Genomic DNA, 15,547 nt, shown 5'->3' with positions numbered 1-15,547 from the left:
ACGTCAGACCTTGTTAGAAATTTTTCTCAATAAATTGAGTCTAGCATAGAAGGGACGGTCTTGGGCTTATCCCAGATCATTGTGAGATTTATCCGAGGAAGAATCATCTTAGCCGGAGAGAATCCGCTCCCACTCGGCCAGTAGGTTATCAATACTAGCGTCCGTTGTATTACTCACATCACTGCTGATCACGCTTGGCGTTGGGGCACTCTCAAGGTGGGTGCCCACTTCCTCAACGCTATTGGGAAAGAGTTCTTCGAGAGTCGGTTGAACAGCGGGGGGTTCCTCGGCAGCGAGATCGGGCATGAGGTAAATTTGGCGAATATCCGGCGGTAAATACTCTACGATGCGTGCTAGCCCCTCTTCTAAATGCTGGTTGAGTTCCTCAAGGCTGTAGGTTTCCCCTTGAACTTCTAGGTAGGCGCGCACGCGCTCAAGATTCCAGTGAAAGGTTTGGGTGGTCACCAGCACGAGGCGGCTCAGGGGACTCAGGTAGGCAAGGCTGGCTTCCAAATAGCACCAAAGGGGCGGTGGCGCATCCTGAAGAACATAGGTAATGTGCTCAATGCCGGGGAGTTCCTCTTGAATCAGGGTGGCGGTGCGGTTGACAATCCAATTGCGCAGGGAGCGAGCTTCCTCGTCACCGACTTTCACACCCTCAGGGGTAAACTCCACAAGGTCAAAGCTGAAAAATAAGCCATGCCAGACCTTGGCAAAAAGATAGTCCACTTGTACCGGCGATCGCCCGTGGTGCTGCAGCACACTATAGACAAGGGCGGCATAGCGACAATAAAGGGCAACAAAGTAGCAGCCGCGATCGCGCTCATCCTGAAAGGCCTTGATCAACTCCTCATCGGCAAGGGTGAGTAACGGTTGGATCAGCGGATGTTGCCGCTCCGCCATCATCGGAAAGGAAAGTGCCTTGACCATCTCACTGCCACTGAACCAGACAAACTGTCCTACGTCTTCGCCAAGTGGCCTATGCAGAATTCATCGTTGCCTTAGCCTTGGGTGCGATCGCGAAACAGGGGCAGGTAATCGCGGCTCTCCGTCCCCAGCCACCGATCCCAAAAGGTGAAATAGAGGCCATAGTTACAGCGAAATTGACTGTGGTGCAAACTGTGGTGGGTGGCGCCAATCAACCACTGCCCCAACCAATGCTCGGCAAAGCCACGGGGATAAATCTCTAAATTCAGATGGTTGATCACACTGGAGACCGTCATCAGGCTGAGCTGAATCACGATCGCGTAGGGGTGCAGCGGCACCAGCACAATAATCAGCGGCAGGAAAATGGCCTGTAGGAGCGCTTCCCACGGATGAAATGAAAAGGCCGTCCAAGGCGAGGCAACAATGCTATGGTGATGCACCCGATGGACACGGCGATAAATTTTCGGTTGGTGCATCCAGCGATGGAGCCAATAGTAATAGGTTTCGTGGAGCAGTAGCACAAGGCCAATGCTCAAAGGAAAGTAAATATAGTCCCAAAGGGAATTTAACTCCAGATAAACCGCTGTCCAGCCCCGCTGCCACATCACTGCGGCGATCGCCCCCGCCAACGCAAAAATAGCCGCTGTCACCAGCGACCAGCCAAACTCCTGCCAAAACTGTCCCCGCTGGTAGGGACGCAAATTGACTCGCCGTTTCCGCAGGGGCGTCCAGCGAGCGACAACATATACCAGCGAAAAACAGCCGGCCACCAGCACAAGGCGGCTGACCACCATCAAAAACATGACCCCAACCATGATGCCAAAGAGGCGGGGGTCACTGAGGTTGTAGGGAATCATGCAAAAACGTGCTAAATGCGTCCCCTAGACCCAGCCCAACCAGTGGAGCAAGCCTTCTCCTGTCCAATATTCCCATAACAAAAGAGCGACAAGGCCGACCATGGCAGCACGACCATTGATCCGCTCAGCAAAGGTATTAAAGCCGTACTTGGGGGTTTCCAGTTTTGGGGTGCGGCTTGGCTCCGTGGGGGTGGCCATGGATTACTCCTGCTCGTCTTCGTTTTCTTCTTCAGCTTCAGGGAAGTAGAAGCCTTGGGCGCGCTCGGTCAAAATAGACTTGCCAATCGAGAGGGCACGTTGAGCTTGAAGGGCAGCTTGGCGCTTCCAGACCGCACGGCGCATACTGCGCTTGGACTTCGAGGTTTTCTTCTTGGGGCAGGCCATGATGATCCCTAGGACTAACTTTCGCAATCTACTAGTGTATCCTAAACGCTTCCCTAGGGCAACCACCGATCCCCCCTAGGGACGGCAATGTTCCTCTTTTTGCACAAAAAACTATCACAGAGGGACACCACCCTTGTAATATCAGTAAGGGAATACTGAACCACCCCATCAGGGGATGTCCACTTCTACGAGCAAAGGGAATCGTCAGCTATGAGCAGTAAGCCAGACCGTGTGGTTCTCATCGGCGTTGCTGGAGACTCCGGCTGTGGTAAATCAACGTTTTTGCGCCGACTGGCCGATCTGTTTGGCGAAGAGTTTATGACTGTGATTTGCTTGGATGACTATCACAGTCTGGATCGCAAGCAGCGGAAAGAAACGGGGATTACGGCTCTTGATCCCCGCGCCAACAACTTTGATCTGATGTATGAGCAGATCAAGGCTCTCAAAAATGGCGAATCAATCATGAAACCCATCTACAACCACGAAACGGGGACGATTGATCCGCCAGAGAGGGTTGATCCCAACCACGTGATTGTGATTGAAGGGCTGCATCCCCTCTACGATGAACGGGTGCGATCGCTGATTGACTTCAGTGTGTATCTCGACATCAGCGACGACGTAAAAATTGCTTGGAAAATCAAGCGCGACATGGCCGAACGGGGTCACAGCTACGAAGACGTGATTGCCTCGATCAATGCCCGTCGCCCCGACTTCATGGCCTATATCGATCCCCAAAAGCAGTACGCTGATGTGGTCTTGCAAATTCTGCCGACCCAGTTAGTCAAAGAGGAAAAAGTCGGCAATATCCTGCGGGTACGGATGCTGCAACGGGAAGGCATCCCCGGCTTTGAGCCAGTCTATCTCTTTGATGAAGGCTCGACGATTACTTGGATTCCCTGCGGTCGTAAGCTCACCTGCTCTTATCCGGGCATTCGCCTCAGCTACGGGCCTGATGAATACTATGGCCACCCCGTTTCAGTGTTAGAAGTGGACGGTCGCTTTGAGAAACTCGATGAACTGATCTACATCGAAAGCCACTTGAGTAATACCTCTACCAAGCACTATGGCGAAATGACCGAACTGCTGCTGAAGCACCGTGACTATCCGGGTTCCGATAATGGTTCGGGTCTGTTCCAAGTGCTGACGGGGCTGAAAATGCGCGCGACCTATGAGCGCTTGACCTCGCGGGATGTGGCCACTGTCACCAACCGTTAATTTGGCCTGCCACATTGAGGGCACTGATGCAACCGCACCATCGATCGCTATGGTCATCGTTTTTGGTCTTTATCCTCTGCTGGTTGGTTCTCACGTGTGGCCAGCCAGCCTTGGCTGCTGATAGCGATGACCTGATCTTTGTCCCCCGCCAAGCCCAAAGTGTCCTCAAGCTCAATCAACGTCCCAGTAGCGATCCCCTCCGTTTTTTGTGGGAGCGTTTTGGGACATCCCAACTAGCTGATTGGGGCTGGTCGTGGTCTGAGGTCAGTACTTGGGTGGGAGAGGGGGTGACGGTTGCTCAGTTTCCCTGCCCGGAAGTGTGTCCATCGCCGCGGCAGTTGTGGATTCTCCCCCTGAAGCGCCCAGAGGCAGCAACGACTTTCTTAGAGACCTACTGGCAGAGCCATCCCTTTGAGGCGCAAGTCTATCAAAATATCCCCCTCCAAGTGGGCAAGGACTTGGTGACGGCACGGCTGGGCGATCGCCTGCTCCTCGCTGCCGATGTGGAGACTATGACCGCTAGCTTGGGGTCAGCCGTGACTGGGGATGCCAATCTGGCGGGTTTGAGCTTTTATCAAGCGGCGCGACCTCAATTAGACGCTCAACCTACGGCCCTCTACTATGCCAACCTGCAATCCCTGAGTCGTGAGGATCGCGACCTCGCACCCACCTACGATCGCCTGCTGTTGGCCGTGAAGGCGCAAAACAACGAGCTGCATCTGGAAACGCTGCTGCACCGCACTAGTGATCCGAAACTGTCTTCTGAGTCCCTTGACCTTGAGTTCCTGCGTGCCCAAGAACCGATGCCGACGCTGGTGGTTGCGGGTTCCCACTTGCCAGAGGGCTATCGTCAACTCACTGAGGCTTTGGCGGATTACCGCTTTGGTAAAACTCCCCAAGGGGATGATATTGCCAGCCAACTGCTGTGGGATTTGACAGCAGAGATACCGCTGGACGTGACGAGGCAAATTTTTCCCTTGGCCAGCGATCGCTTTAGCCTTGCCCTTTGGCGCCAAGGCGATGAACAGTGGCAATGGTGGTGGCAGACGCGCAATACCCCAGAGGCGGCAACTGTGCTGCAACAACTGGATGATCTGGCCCGAGCCAATGGCTATGAGGTGAATCGCTTGGTCTTGAATCAAGAACCCGTCACCGCTTGGGTGAAATTAATTCTTGACCCGCAAACCAGTGAAGGCTTGGTCTCTGATGTGGCCGCTGCCTATGAGCAACAGGGCGATCGCCTGATTTTGGCATCCTCCCTATCGGTACTGTCCCCTAGCCAGAATAAAAAGGTGTCTTGGTTGCCGGAGAACCTCCTGCTTCAGCGGCAAGGAATTCGTGGGCTGGTCTATGCCCGTTGGCCACAATTATTTGCCCCTTTAAGCCAGCGTTGGCCACTACTTCAGTATCTCAATGGCATCACTGCTGGCTGGTTGGAACGTCTGCAAAACGTTACGTTGGTGAATTATGGCGTTCGCGATCGCCTGCAACACCTAGAACTGATTCTCAGCAGCAAAAAAGATTAGAACTGTTAACAAATCCTTAATGCGCCTGTTATCAATTGTTGTACCGCCCTGGCTCAGGATTGGGTAAAGTAGGGAGTATTATGTTTGCAGACTGGGGTAAATATGACATCAGTCCTCGATGTGACCAATCGCGATCGCTTAATTGAAAGTGAAAGTTTAGCAGCCCGCACCCTACAGGAACGTTTGCGACTGGTGGAAGAGGTCTTGGTGGATGTCTTGGCGGCAGAATCCGGTCAAGAATTGGTTGATCTATTGCGGCGCTTGGGTGCTCTTTCTTCGCCAGAAGGCCATGCGCTCCATGCCCCAGAAGGGGAACTGCTGAAGGTCATTGAATCCCTCGAACTCAATCAAGCGATCAGAGCGGCGCGTGCTTTTAACCTCTACTTTCAAATTATCAACATTGTCGAGCAGCACTACGAACAACAATACAATCGCGAACGAGCGGCTCAAGAGGGATTGCGGCGCCGCAGTGTCATGAGTGAACCGATTTCCGGTGTCAGTGGTGAAGGCTTTCCCTTGCCCCATAATGCGGCCAATGCAACGGATGTGCGCAGTGGACCGAGTGAACGCCTAGAGCATAGTCTCTACGAAGCCATTCCCGCCACCCAGCAATACGGTTCCTTTGCTTGGCTCTTTCCGCGGCTGCATACGCTAAATGTACCGCCGCGCCATATTCAAACGCTTTTGGATCAACTGGACATTAAGCTGGTGTTCACCGCTCACCCGACGGAGATTGTGCGGCAAACGATTCGTGATAAGCAGCGACGGGTTGCCCGCTTACTAGAGCAACTGGATGTGCTAGAGGGGGCTTCTCCGCACCTGACAGACTGGAACGCCCAAACCCTGCGGGCACAACTGATGGAAGAAATTCGCCTCTGGTGGCGCACCGATGAACTGCACCAATTTAAGCCAGAGGTTCTCGATGAGGTGGAATACACGCTCCACTACTTCAAAGAGGTGATTTTTGCCGTCATTCCCAAGCTCTATCGCCGCCTTGAGCAATCGCTCCATGAAACATTTCCCTATTTGCAGCCGCCGCGGCACAATTTCTGTCGTTTTGGCTCCTGGGTGGGGGGCGATCGCGATGGCAATCCCTACGTCAAACCAGAAGTAACGTGGCAAACCGCCTGCTATCAGCGCAACCTAGTCCTTGAGGAATATATTAAATCCGTTGAGCGCTTAATCAATTTGCTCAGCCTGTCGCTGCACTGGTGCGATGTCCTGCCGGATTTGCTGGATTCCCTTGAGCAGGATCAACGCCAACTGCCTAGCATCTATGACCAGTATGCGGTGCGCTATCGGCAGGAACCCTACCGTCTGAAACTCACCTATGTGCTCAAACGGCTGCAAAATACCCGCGATCGCAACCGAGCGCTGCAAACCTACTGTATTCGCCGCAATGAGGCGGAAGAGTTAAATAATGGACAGTTTTACCGCCACGGTCAAGAATTCTTAGCAGAGCTGCTGCTGATTCAGCGCAACCTCAAGGAAACGGGACTGGCCTGCCGCGAACTGGATGATCTGATTTGCCAAGTCGAGGTTTTTGGTTTTAACTTGGCAGCCTTGGATATTCGCCAAGAAAGCACCTGTCACGCTGAGGCGCTCAATGAAATTACCGCCTATTTGGGCATTCTCCCCTGTCCCTATACGGAACTCTCAGAAACGGAGCGCACGCGCTGGCTCCTCAGTGAACTCTCGACCCGTCGCCCCTTGATTCCGGGGGAACTCCCCTTTAGCGATCGCACCAATGAAATCATTGAAACATTCCGCATGGTGCGGCAACTTCAGCAGGAATTTGGCACCGATCTGTGCGATACCTACATCATCAGCATGAGCCACGAGGTCAGCGATCTCTTAGAAGTGCTGCTCTTTGCCAAGGAGGCTGGACTGTTTGATCCCGCCACAGGCACCAGTACCCTACAGGCGATTCCCCTCTTTGAGACGGTTGAAGACCTCAAACACGCCCCCGCAGTGCTGACGCAACTCTTTTCTTTGCCCTTTTGCCACAGCTATTTGGGCAGCCACAGTACCCCTTTTCTGCAAGAGGTGATGCTCGGCTATTCCGACAGCAACAAGGATTCGGGCTTCCTCAGTAGCAACTGGGAAATTTATAAGGCACAACAACGGCTGCAAAAAATTGCCGAGAATTTTGGCTTCCAACTGCGGATTTTCCACGGTCGGGGTGGCTCAGTGGGGCGCGGGGGTGGCCCTGCCTATGCGGCGATCTTGGCGCAGCCAGAGCAAACAATTAAAGGACGAATCAAGATTACTGAGCAGGGGGAGGTGCTGGCCTCTAAATACTCGTTGCCGGAATTGGCGCTCTTTAACCTCGAAACAGTGGCCACAGCCGTGATTCAAGCGAGTTTGCTGCGCAGTAGCATTGATGAAATTGAGCCTTGGCACGAGATCATGGAGGAGTTGGCCACGCGATCGCGCCAGTGCTATCGCCATCTCATCTATGAGCAGCCAGAATTCATTGAATTCTTCAACGAAGTCACTCCGATCCAAGAAATTAGCCAACTGCAAATTAGCTCCCGACCCACGCGGCGGGGAGGCAAGAAAACCCTTGAGAGTCTGCGGGCAATTCCTTGGGTCTTTAGTTGGACGCAAACCCGCTTCCTGCTGCCAGCTTGGTATGGTGTAGGCACTGCCCTGAAGGAATTCCTTGAGGAAAAACCCGCTGAGCATCTCTCCCTGTTGCGCTACTTCTACTACAAGTGGCCCTTCTTCCGCATGGTGATCTCGAAAGTTGAGATGACCCTTGCCAAGGTGGATCTAGAGATTGCCCGCTACTATGTCCAAGAACTCAGCCAACCCCAAAACCGTGAAGCCTTCTTCCGCCTCTACGATCAGATTGCTCAGGAACATCGCCTGACCACAGAACTGGTGCTCACGATTACTGGCCATGAACGGCTACTTGATGGGGATCCGGCGCTCCAGCGATCGGTGCAACTGCGCAATCGCACCATTGTTCCCTTGGGGTTCCTGCAAGTATCTCTGCTGAAACGGCTGCGCCAGCACAACAGCCAAACCACCTCTGGGGCGATTCTCCGCTCCCGCTATGGCCGGGGTGAGTTGCTGCGGGGCGCCCTCTTGACGATTAATGGTGTGGCGGCAGGTATGCGCAATACGGGCTAAACAACACTGAACAACTGCTCCCCTTGAGTCGTATCTTCCCCTAGACTTCTGCAAAAACCGTTAATAGTGGCTGTTTTGGGAAAGACCCTTGATATAATCGCAACGACTCTTTTATTGACGACGCTATGAGCCACTGGCAACGGATTACGGGTGGTGTGACTGCCGCCAAAGGCTATCGGGCTGCGGGAATAACGGCAGGACTCAAAGCTTCAGGGGCACCGGATTTGGCATTGATTGTTTCCGATGTGCCGGCGATCGCCGCTGGGGTATTTACGACGAACCACATGTGTGCGGCACCGGTCACCTACTGTCGTCAGCGGTTACAAACCAAGGGAACGGCGCAGGCGATTTTGTGTAATTCGGGTCAGGCCAATGCGGCTACGGGAGAACAGGGCTGGCAAGCGGTTTTAGCCCAAGCAGATATGGTGGCAACGGCCTTGGGGGTAAGTCCAGAGATGGTGCTCGTGGCCTCGACGGGGGTCATTGGTCAACCCATTCCCCTTGAAAAGATGCGCCAAGCACTGCCAACGTTAACGGCAAACTTGAGTGATGGTGGCGGAGAGGCGGCTGCCCGAGCCATTATGACCACAGACTTGGTGCCCAAGCAAATTGCCCTCGAAGCCGAGTGGGAGGGGCAAACCATTCGCATTGGCGGCATGGCCAAGGGGTCAGGGATGATTCACCCGAATATGGCAACGATGCTGGCCTTTATTACCTGCGATGCTGCTGTGTCGCCCCATCTGTGGCAGGAGATGCTCCAACGTGCCTGCGATCGCTCCTTCAATCAAATTACCGTTGATGGCGATACCAGCACTAATGACAGTGTGATTGCTTTGGCCAATGGACAATCGCGTACCCCTGCGATTACGGAGCCGGGCGCAGCGGCCACCCGCCTTGAGGAAATGTTAACGGCGGTCTGTATCCATTTAGCGAAGGCGATCGCCCGTGATGGCGAGGGTGCGACCTGTTTGATGGAAGTTCAGGTGAGTGGTGCCAGTGATGATGCCGCTGCCCGTCAAGTAGCCAGAACCATTGCGGGTTCAATGCTGGTCAAATCAGCCATCTATGGCCGGGATCCCAACTGGGGACGCATTGCCGCTGCTGCTGGCCGCGCTGGGGTGCCCTTTGATGCCAGTAATTTGGCCATTTCTGTTGGGGGGATTGCCATGATGCGCCAAGGTCAACCCTTACCCTTCGATCGCGCCGCTGCAAATACCTATTTGGTCAATCAAGCAGCCGCCAGTACTGATGCCAGTGGTCAGCAATCCGTTGACCATCCCGTTGTTATCGAAGTGAGTATTGGCCACGGCAGCGGTCGGGGTGTGGCTTGGGGCTGTGACCTCAGCTACGACTATGTGAAAATCAACGCTGAATACACGACCTAACAGCCGACTGACCACATACCCCATATTTTGACGCTCATCCCGCTAACGCTACCCGACGCGCGTTTGATCACCCTCGCTTACTTAGCGGTAACCCCCTCTGGGTAAGGGCGAGACTGACGAATAGCCACTCAGCCTAGACTTGGTAACTTGACTCGTCCGCGTGCCAATGGTTGCTTGCCGAGTTAGGGGAAACATATGACCGCATCTGACCCGGCTTTTTGAACCGTGGGAACCCGGCTCCCAACTTCTGCCGCCGCTCAAACGCTTGATCTAGGGCGTGTCATCAGATAGATTGACCATCGGGGCAGTGTTTTGCTGAGGTAACATGAGGTCAGCATTCATCAGGAGTCCATCATGCATCGGTACGCCCTGCGAGATGACCAATGGGAAAGAATCAAAGACTTGTTGCCAGGACGTGAGGAGCATGTGGGCAGTACTGCTAAAGATAATCGACTGTTTGTCGACGCCGTGTTGTATCGCTATCGTGCGGGCATCCCGTGGCCAGCTTTACCAGAACGCTTTGGCGACTTCCGAGTCATCCATACCCGCCATACTCGATGCTCAAAAACAGGGGTTTGGGAGCGGGTCTTCAACGTTTTGGCCGAAGATGCGGATAATGAATACGCCATGATTGATGCCACCCTCGTACGGGCGCATCAGCACAGTGCTGGAGTTGCCCACAAAAACAAGAAGACGGCTGCCTTGTAGACCAAGCGATTGGGCGCAGTAAAGGTGGGTTGAGTACAAAGATTCATGCGCTGTGTGATGCCTTAGGTCATCCGACGGGGTTTTATTTGAGTGGAGGCCAAGTCCACGAGTTAGCGGGAGCAGATGTGCTGCTGGAGCTTGTTCAAGAAGGACAAGCATTACTGGCGGACAAAGCTTATGATGCAGATGAGCGGGTGCTAAGAGGGCTAGCGGAGAAAGGGTGCGAGGCTGTCATTCCGCCCAAGTCTTGTCGTAAACAGCGTCGTGGTTATGACAAAGAACTGTACAAAGCTCGGCACTTGATTGAGAATTTTTTTGCCAAGCTCAAGCAGTATCGAGGGATTGCCACACGTTACGATAAGACAGCGCGAAACTTTTTAGGTGCGATATATCTCGCTGCCGCTGTTATCTGGCTTAACTGATGACACACCCTAGATCGTCGTCGATCTGCTTGGCCTGCTGCTGGGTTAGTTTTAGCCTGTACTCGTACGTCAGGGTGAGCATGAGTGGATTATAGCTATTAGTCGCGCCCGATTTTCGGTGCTAGCTCAATCTATCCAGCAACAATCTGAGATTGAGTGACTGCTCCCTCTGGTCGCCCACCGCCGCTTCGCACGGCCTACGGCCTATACCACCACCTAAGCGCTTTGCGGTATAGACGGAGCACTGCGGCGAATTGTGGTAGGGTCGGATCAAGACCCGATCGCGATCGTGCCGCAAATCTTGACACGGGAATTGGGAATTACCGCCGATGCCATTCAAGCCATCACCCCGATCAGTGAGCAGCCTTGGCTAGTCAATAGTGCCTTCTCTAATCAAAGAGTGTGGGGCTTTGTTGCTGAACTCGCACCAAGGGCGAAGATTCCCCAGGCGGGGGGCAGGTTTCGGCTCGGGAGTCCGGACATCTCAGAGCTTCTAGCACAGTTGGAGTGCTTGCAATGTCGTGCTGTTTTGTTGCAATGGCTGTATCAGCCCAGACTGGTCTAGGCGATCGCTCGCTGCAGATGATTGTGCAGGGTTTTAGTGGGCAGGCCACTCTGGAGATGCTGCCACGGTAGGATCGTCTCCTCTGGCCAATTGGCAGTGACGTAGGCTTCAAAATCGGGCAACTGTCCGCGCAGTTCCTTAAATACCCGGCGATAACTGCCCAAGGACGTGCCATAGTGGCGCACCTGCTCTAAAAGGGGAGCAAGCCGGCGATCGCCCCGTGAAATTAAAGCTTGAATCAGCGAGTCATTATAGGATTCAGGGCGAAACTCAATCCCCAATTTGGCCAATTCTTTTTTTAGGAACTTGAGGCGTTTTTCGGCCACGGGTTGCACGCCCCACCACTGGAAGGGAGTATGAGCCTTGGGCACAAAGGTACTACAGCCAAGGGTGAGTCGCAGGCGCGGCGCTGTTTTTTTCAATTGGCGAAAGAGAGCCACTGTGGCTTCGACATCGGCATCGGTTTCTGTGGGCAGTCCCACCATGCCATAAAACTTTAGCCCCTTGAGGCCGCCGGCTTGGGCATGGCTAGCAGCAGCAAGAATCTCCTCAGTCTCAAGCTTTTTGTTGATCACTTGGCGCAGACGCTCAGACCCCGTTTCGATGGCGATCGTCAGGGATTGACTGCCCCGTTGACTCAAGAGTTGGGCAAGGGATTCAGTGACCGTATTTGTGCGCACAGACGCTAAACTCACCCGCACATGGTCAAATTGTGGTTGGCCGAGATGCTCAATCAAGGCGGGAAATTCGGGATGTTGGGTAATCGAGGCACCCAAAAGCCCTAGGCGATCGGTGACCGCTAGCCCCCGCTCAATGGCAGGAATCAGTGTTTCGAGGCTGGGTGTGCGAAAGGGCAAGGTCAAATAGCTGGCCAAACAAAAGCGACATAGCTCTGGACAACTGCGCACCACCTCTACCATGTAGATCTTTTCCCAAGCGGCAAGGGGGGTGACCACCGTTGAGGCAGCAAGGGTATTGCCGCGATGGACTTGTTTGGCCACTGTGGCGGGTACCGTGGACTTTTGGGGTTGAATCGCTTGCAGCGGGCCTGTGGCACTGGCATAACTGACGGCATAAAGACTGGGGACATAGAGGCCGGGCACTTGGGCAAGGGCTTCTAACTGGTGCGATCGCGGGGCAGTGCGCACCTGCGCCATTGTCGTCAGAAAGGGATCTAAAAGCGGTTCGGCATCCCCGAGCAAAATGACATCAAAAAAGTCGGCAAAGGGTTCGGGATTGGCTGTTAGCACCGGCCCACCGCCAAAGACCAAGGGATGGCAATCGTGGCGATCGCGCTGCCAAATGGGAATGCCCAACTGCTCCAAGAGCGCTAGTAGATTGCCGTAGTCCAACTCCCACGAGAAGGAAAAGCCGACCAACTGCGGATCTCGAGGCAGTGGCTCCTGCACATCGGTAAAGAGGCGACTCACCGCCACATCAGGACGGCTGGCCAGTTGTGCCCACACCAGTTGATACCCCAAGCTGGTAATGCCAACGCTGTAGGTATTGGGAAAGCCATAGATGACGCGCAGTGCCTCTGGCCGGGGGCGCGATCGCTCAAAGAGGAGTATTTCAGCAGCAAAGGGAGAATTCACCTAGGTTTCCGTTGACTTACGGCGGCTAGTTTTTGCGGTCTTGGTGGCCGTCTTTGTAGTGGTCTTTTTGGTGGTTGATTTTGGTTTCGGGGCAGTGGCCGTTGCGCTGCGGCGGGTTTTCTTCGGTGCTTTTTCTGCCAACAGGGGCAGGGCTTGCTCAAGGGTGATGGTCTCTGGGGTCACCCCCTCCGGCAGTGAGGCATTTACCTTACCGTGGTTGACATAGGGGCCATAGGGACCATCAAAGACTTGTACCGGCTCGCCATCCTCGGGGTGATTCCCCAAGACCGCTAGCACCTGTTTCTTGGCACGGCCACGACTGGATTTTGGGGTTGCCAGTAGCTCTAGGGCACGCTCTAGGGTAATCGTATAGACATCATCCTCCCCCTTAAGGGAGCGATAGTCCTTTTCCCCCTCAGGGTCATGGACAATGTAGGGACCAAAGCGACCTTGATTGGCCTGAATCAGCTTGCCCGTTTCGGGATGAACCCCCAATGTGCGGGGCAGCGACAACAGCGTAATCGCCAAGTCTAGGGTGACTTCATCGGGACTGACCCCCTTGGGTAGGGAAGCTCGTTTGGGTTTTGGATTGGCCTCTGTGGCTTCCCCCAACTGCACATAGGGACCAAAGCGCCCCGTTAGCAAGAAGATCGGTTCCCCCGTCTCAGGATGCACGCCCAGCTTGTCGGGCCCCTCTAGTTTTTGGCGAATGAGTTGCTCCACCTGTTCACGGGTGAGGCTACCGGGGGTGGCATCTTGGGGCAACGAGGCTTTAATCGGTTCGCTGCCATTGCCATTTTGATAGACGACAAAAGGCCCAAAGCGACCCACCACCACTTCGGCATTCAGCTCCGGCAGGGCGATCGCCCGTGCTTCTGTGGACTCAATCGTGCGCTCCCGCTCTTTGACCTGCTGCTCAAGGCCGTTTTCACCCAAGTAGAAGGATTCAAGGTAGGGCTGCCACTGCACCTCCCCCGTGGAAATATCATCAAGGGTTTGCTCCATCCGCGCCGTGAAGTTAATGTCCACCAAGTCGGGGAAGTATTTCTCCAGCAGTGCCGTAACCGCAAAGGCAGTAAAGGTGGGTTCAAGGGCATTGCCCCGCCGAATGGCATACTCGCGGTCTTGGATTGTGCTGATGATCGTGGCGTAGGTACTGGGGCGCCCAATGCCGGCTTGTTCGAGGGCTTTAACAAGGCTAGCTTCGGTGTAGCGGGGCGGCGGCTGGGTTTCGTGACCGACGCTTTCAAGGGCTTGGCAGCGGAGAATATCCCCCACCTGCATCAGGGGCAACATCACCTCTTGGCTTTCGAGGGCGGCATCGGGATCATCCGACCCTTCCACATAGGCACGGAAAAAGCCGGGAAAATCAATGCGTTTACCGTGGGCACGGAAAAGGGCATCCCCCGCCGTAATCGAAACCGTTAGCAGGGTGACGCGGGCATCGGCCATTTGTGAGGCCACCGTGCGCTTCCAGATTAGTTCATAGAGTTCCAGTTCCCGATCCTTAAGGCCGGTTTCTTGGGGGGTGCGAAACTGACTACCGGCAGGGCGAATCGCTTCGTGGGCTTCTTGGGCGCCCTTGGTTTTGGTGGTGTACTGGCGCGGCTGGGGCGACAAAAAGGCTTTGCCGTACATGGCTTCCACACAACTGCGAGCGGCAGCGATCGCCTGCTCCGACAGATGTACTGAGTCAGTACGCATATAGGTGATATAGCCCTCTTCGTAGAGCTTTTGGGCAATGCGCATCGTATCCCGTGCCGAGAGGTGCAGTTTGCGGTTGGCTTCCTGTTGCAGGGTCGAGGTGGTAAAGGGGGGAGCCGGTTTGCGGGTTTGTTGGCGCTCCTCTTGTTCGCTGACTGTCCACGTTTCCGTTAGCAAGCGATCGCGCAGGGCATTGGCCGCCGCCTCATCCAAGAGCAAGACGGCATTAGGGTTGCGGACCTGTCCCGTAGCCGGATCAAAATCATTGCCCGTGGCCAAGCGTTGACCGCCGACACTCACCAAACGGGCTGGAAAGAGGGTTCCCCGTTGATCCAGCGTGGCCTTGAGATCCCAAAATTGCCCCTTGCGGAAGGCCAGCCGTTCCCGCTCCCGTTGCACCAATAGACGCACTGCCACCGACTGCACCCGCCCCGCCGACAGATGGGGAGCAATTTTCCGCCACAGCAGGGGCGACAGGGTATAGCCCACCAAGCGATCGAGGATACGCCGCGTTTCTTGGGCGCGCACCAGTTGTTGATTGACATCGCGGCAATTGCGCAGGGCTTCTTGGATTGCCTCTTCCGTAATTTCATGGAAGACCATCCGCCGCACGGGCACCTTTGGCTCCAACAGTTGCAGCAAGTGCCAACTAATACTTTCACCTTCGCGGTCTTCGTCGGTCGCGAGCAGGAGTTCATCAGCGGTTTTCAGTGCCGTTTTCAGGTCTTTGACAACTTTTTGCTTGTCTTTGGGGACAATATAGAGGGGTTCAAAGCCAGCAGCGACATTCACCCCGAGGGTTGCCCACTCTTCCCCCTTGAGTTCAGGGGGTACATCAGCAGCGCTGCGGGGCAGATCACGGACATGACCCATCGAGGCTTCAACGCGATAGTCCGGGGGCAGAAATTTGCGAATGGTACGGGCTTTTGTCGGGGATTCAACGATGACAAGGGTGGACATAGCAGATGCTGCGGGATGGGTTTTTCGGCACTCTCAAGTTTAGCGATCGATCATAGAATTGTGTTCTCCCACCGTATCATGGGGAGCAAGGAGAAGCACTTCCTTATATTGATAACCCTAGCCTAACCAATTGGCGATGGGGATAATCTGTTTAGTCAGCA

At 54.6% G+C, this 15,547-nt stretch carries 12 protein-coding genes; 6 read left to right on the top strand and 6 right to left on the bottom strand.

Annotated elements, in window-relative coordinates; translation table 11 throughout:
• Positions 1-108: 108 nt before the first annotated feature.
• The 4 genes from KV190_RS12865 to KV190_RS12850 form a co-directional block, all read right to left on the bottom strand.
• On the bottom strand, positions 109-930 hold the full coding sequence (locus KV190_RS12865; RefSeq protein WP_460193800.1) for a hypothetical protein: 822 nt from the start codon (positions 928-930) through the stop codon (positions 109-111).
• A gap of 71 nt (positions 931-1,001) precedes the next feature.
• The gene (gene crtG / locus KV190_RS12860) at positions 1,002-1,784 is read right to left on the bottom strand and encodes a 2,2'-beta-hydroxylase CrtG (RefSeq protein ID WP_460193798.1); all 783 of its coding nucleotides are present in this window, start codon (positions 1,782-1,784) and stop codon (positions 1,002-1,004) included.
• Positions 1,785-1,808: 24 nt separating this feature from the next.
• Positions 1,809-1,982, bottom strand: a complete 174-nt coding sequence (locus tag KV190_RS12855) for a hypothetical protein (protein ID WP_149818048.1) — start codon at positions 1,980-1,982, stop codon at positions 1,809-1,811.
• Between the two features lie 3 nt (positions 1,983-1,985).
• Entirely contained in the window at positions 1,986-2,168 is a 183-nt protein-coding gene (locus KV190_RS12850) for a 50S ribosomal protein L32 (RefSeq protein ID WP_024124949.1), read from the bottom strand.
• A 210-nt stretch (positions 2,169-2,378) separates the two neighbouring features.
• On the opposite strand from KV190_RS12850, the gene KV190_RS12845 reads away from it, so the two are divergent.
• From KV190_RS12845 to KV190_RS12820, 6 genes are all read left to right on the top strand, one after another.
• Positions 2,379-3,383: a phosphoribulokinase gene (locus tag KV190_RS12845; protein WP_149818046.1), complete on the top strand. Its 1,005-nt coding sequence runs from the start codon at positions 2,379-2,381 to the stop codon at positions 3,381-3,383.
• 26 nt (positions 3,384-3,409) lie between these two features.
• Positions 3,410-4,909, top strand: a complete 1,500-nt coding sequence (locus KV190_RS12840) for a DUF3352 domain-containing protein (protein ID WP_460193797.1) — start codon at positions 3,410-3,412, stop codon at positions 4,907-4,909.
• A gap of 102 nt (positions 4,910-5,011) precedes the next feature.
• A complete protein-coding gene (ppc, locus tag KV190_RS12835) occupies positions 5,012-8,047 on the top strand; it encodes a phosphoenolpyruvate carboxylase (RefSeq protein WP_460193795.1) in 3,036 nt (1,011 codons plus the stop codon).
• 125 nt (positions 8,048-8,172) lie between these two features.
• The gene (gene argJ, locus KV190_RS12830) at positions 8,173-9,432 is read left to right on the top strand and encodes a bifunctional glutamate N-acetyltransferase/amino-acid acetyltransferase ArgJ (RefSeq protein WP_460193793.1); all 1,260 of its coding nucleotides are present in this window, start codon (positions 8,173-8,175) and stop codon (positions 9,430-9,432) included.
• A 354-nt stretch (positions 9,433-9,786) separates the two neighbouring features.
• A protein-coding gene (locus tag KV190_RS12825; RefSeq protein WP_460193791.1) for an IS5 family transposase occupies positions 9,787-10,562 on the top strand; the annotation gives its coding sequence in 2 pieces (ribosomal slippage) (positions 9,787-10,134 and positions 10,137-10,562; 774 coding nt in all).
• 256 nt (positions 10,563-10,818) lie between these two features.
• Complete coding sequence (locus tag KV190_RS12820) at positions 10,819-11,127, top strand: hypothetical protein (protein WP_460193789.1); 309 nt, start codon at positions 10,819-10,821, stop codon at positions 11,125-11,127.
• On the opposite strand, the gene KV190_RS12815 is transcribed toward KV190_RS12820, so the two are convergent.
• Together KV190_RS12815 and topA are read right to left on the bottom strand one after the other, a co-directional pair.
• Positions 11,124-12,722, bottom strand: a complete 1,599-nt coding sequence (locus KV190_RS12815) for a B12-binding domain-containing radical SAM protein (RefSeq protein ID WP_460193788.1) — start codon at positions 12,720-12,722, stop codon at positions 11,124-11,126. The two genes, KV190_RS12820 and KV190_RS12815, sit on opposite strands and share 4 nt — an antisense overlap.
• Complete coding sequence (topA, locus tag KV190_RS12810; RefSeq protein WP_460193786.1) at positions 12,723-15,386, bottom strand: type I DNA topoisomerase; 2,664 nt, start codon at positions 15,384-15,386, stop codon at positions 12,723-12,725.
• Between the last annotated feature and the right edge of the window lie 161 nt (positions 15,387-15,547).

It is taken from the genome of Thermosynechococcus sp. FA-CM-4201, assembly GCF_054689355.1.
The sequence above is the reverse complement of the archived record's forward strand: the minus strand, read 5'-3'. Positions and strand labels throughout refer to the sequence as shown.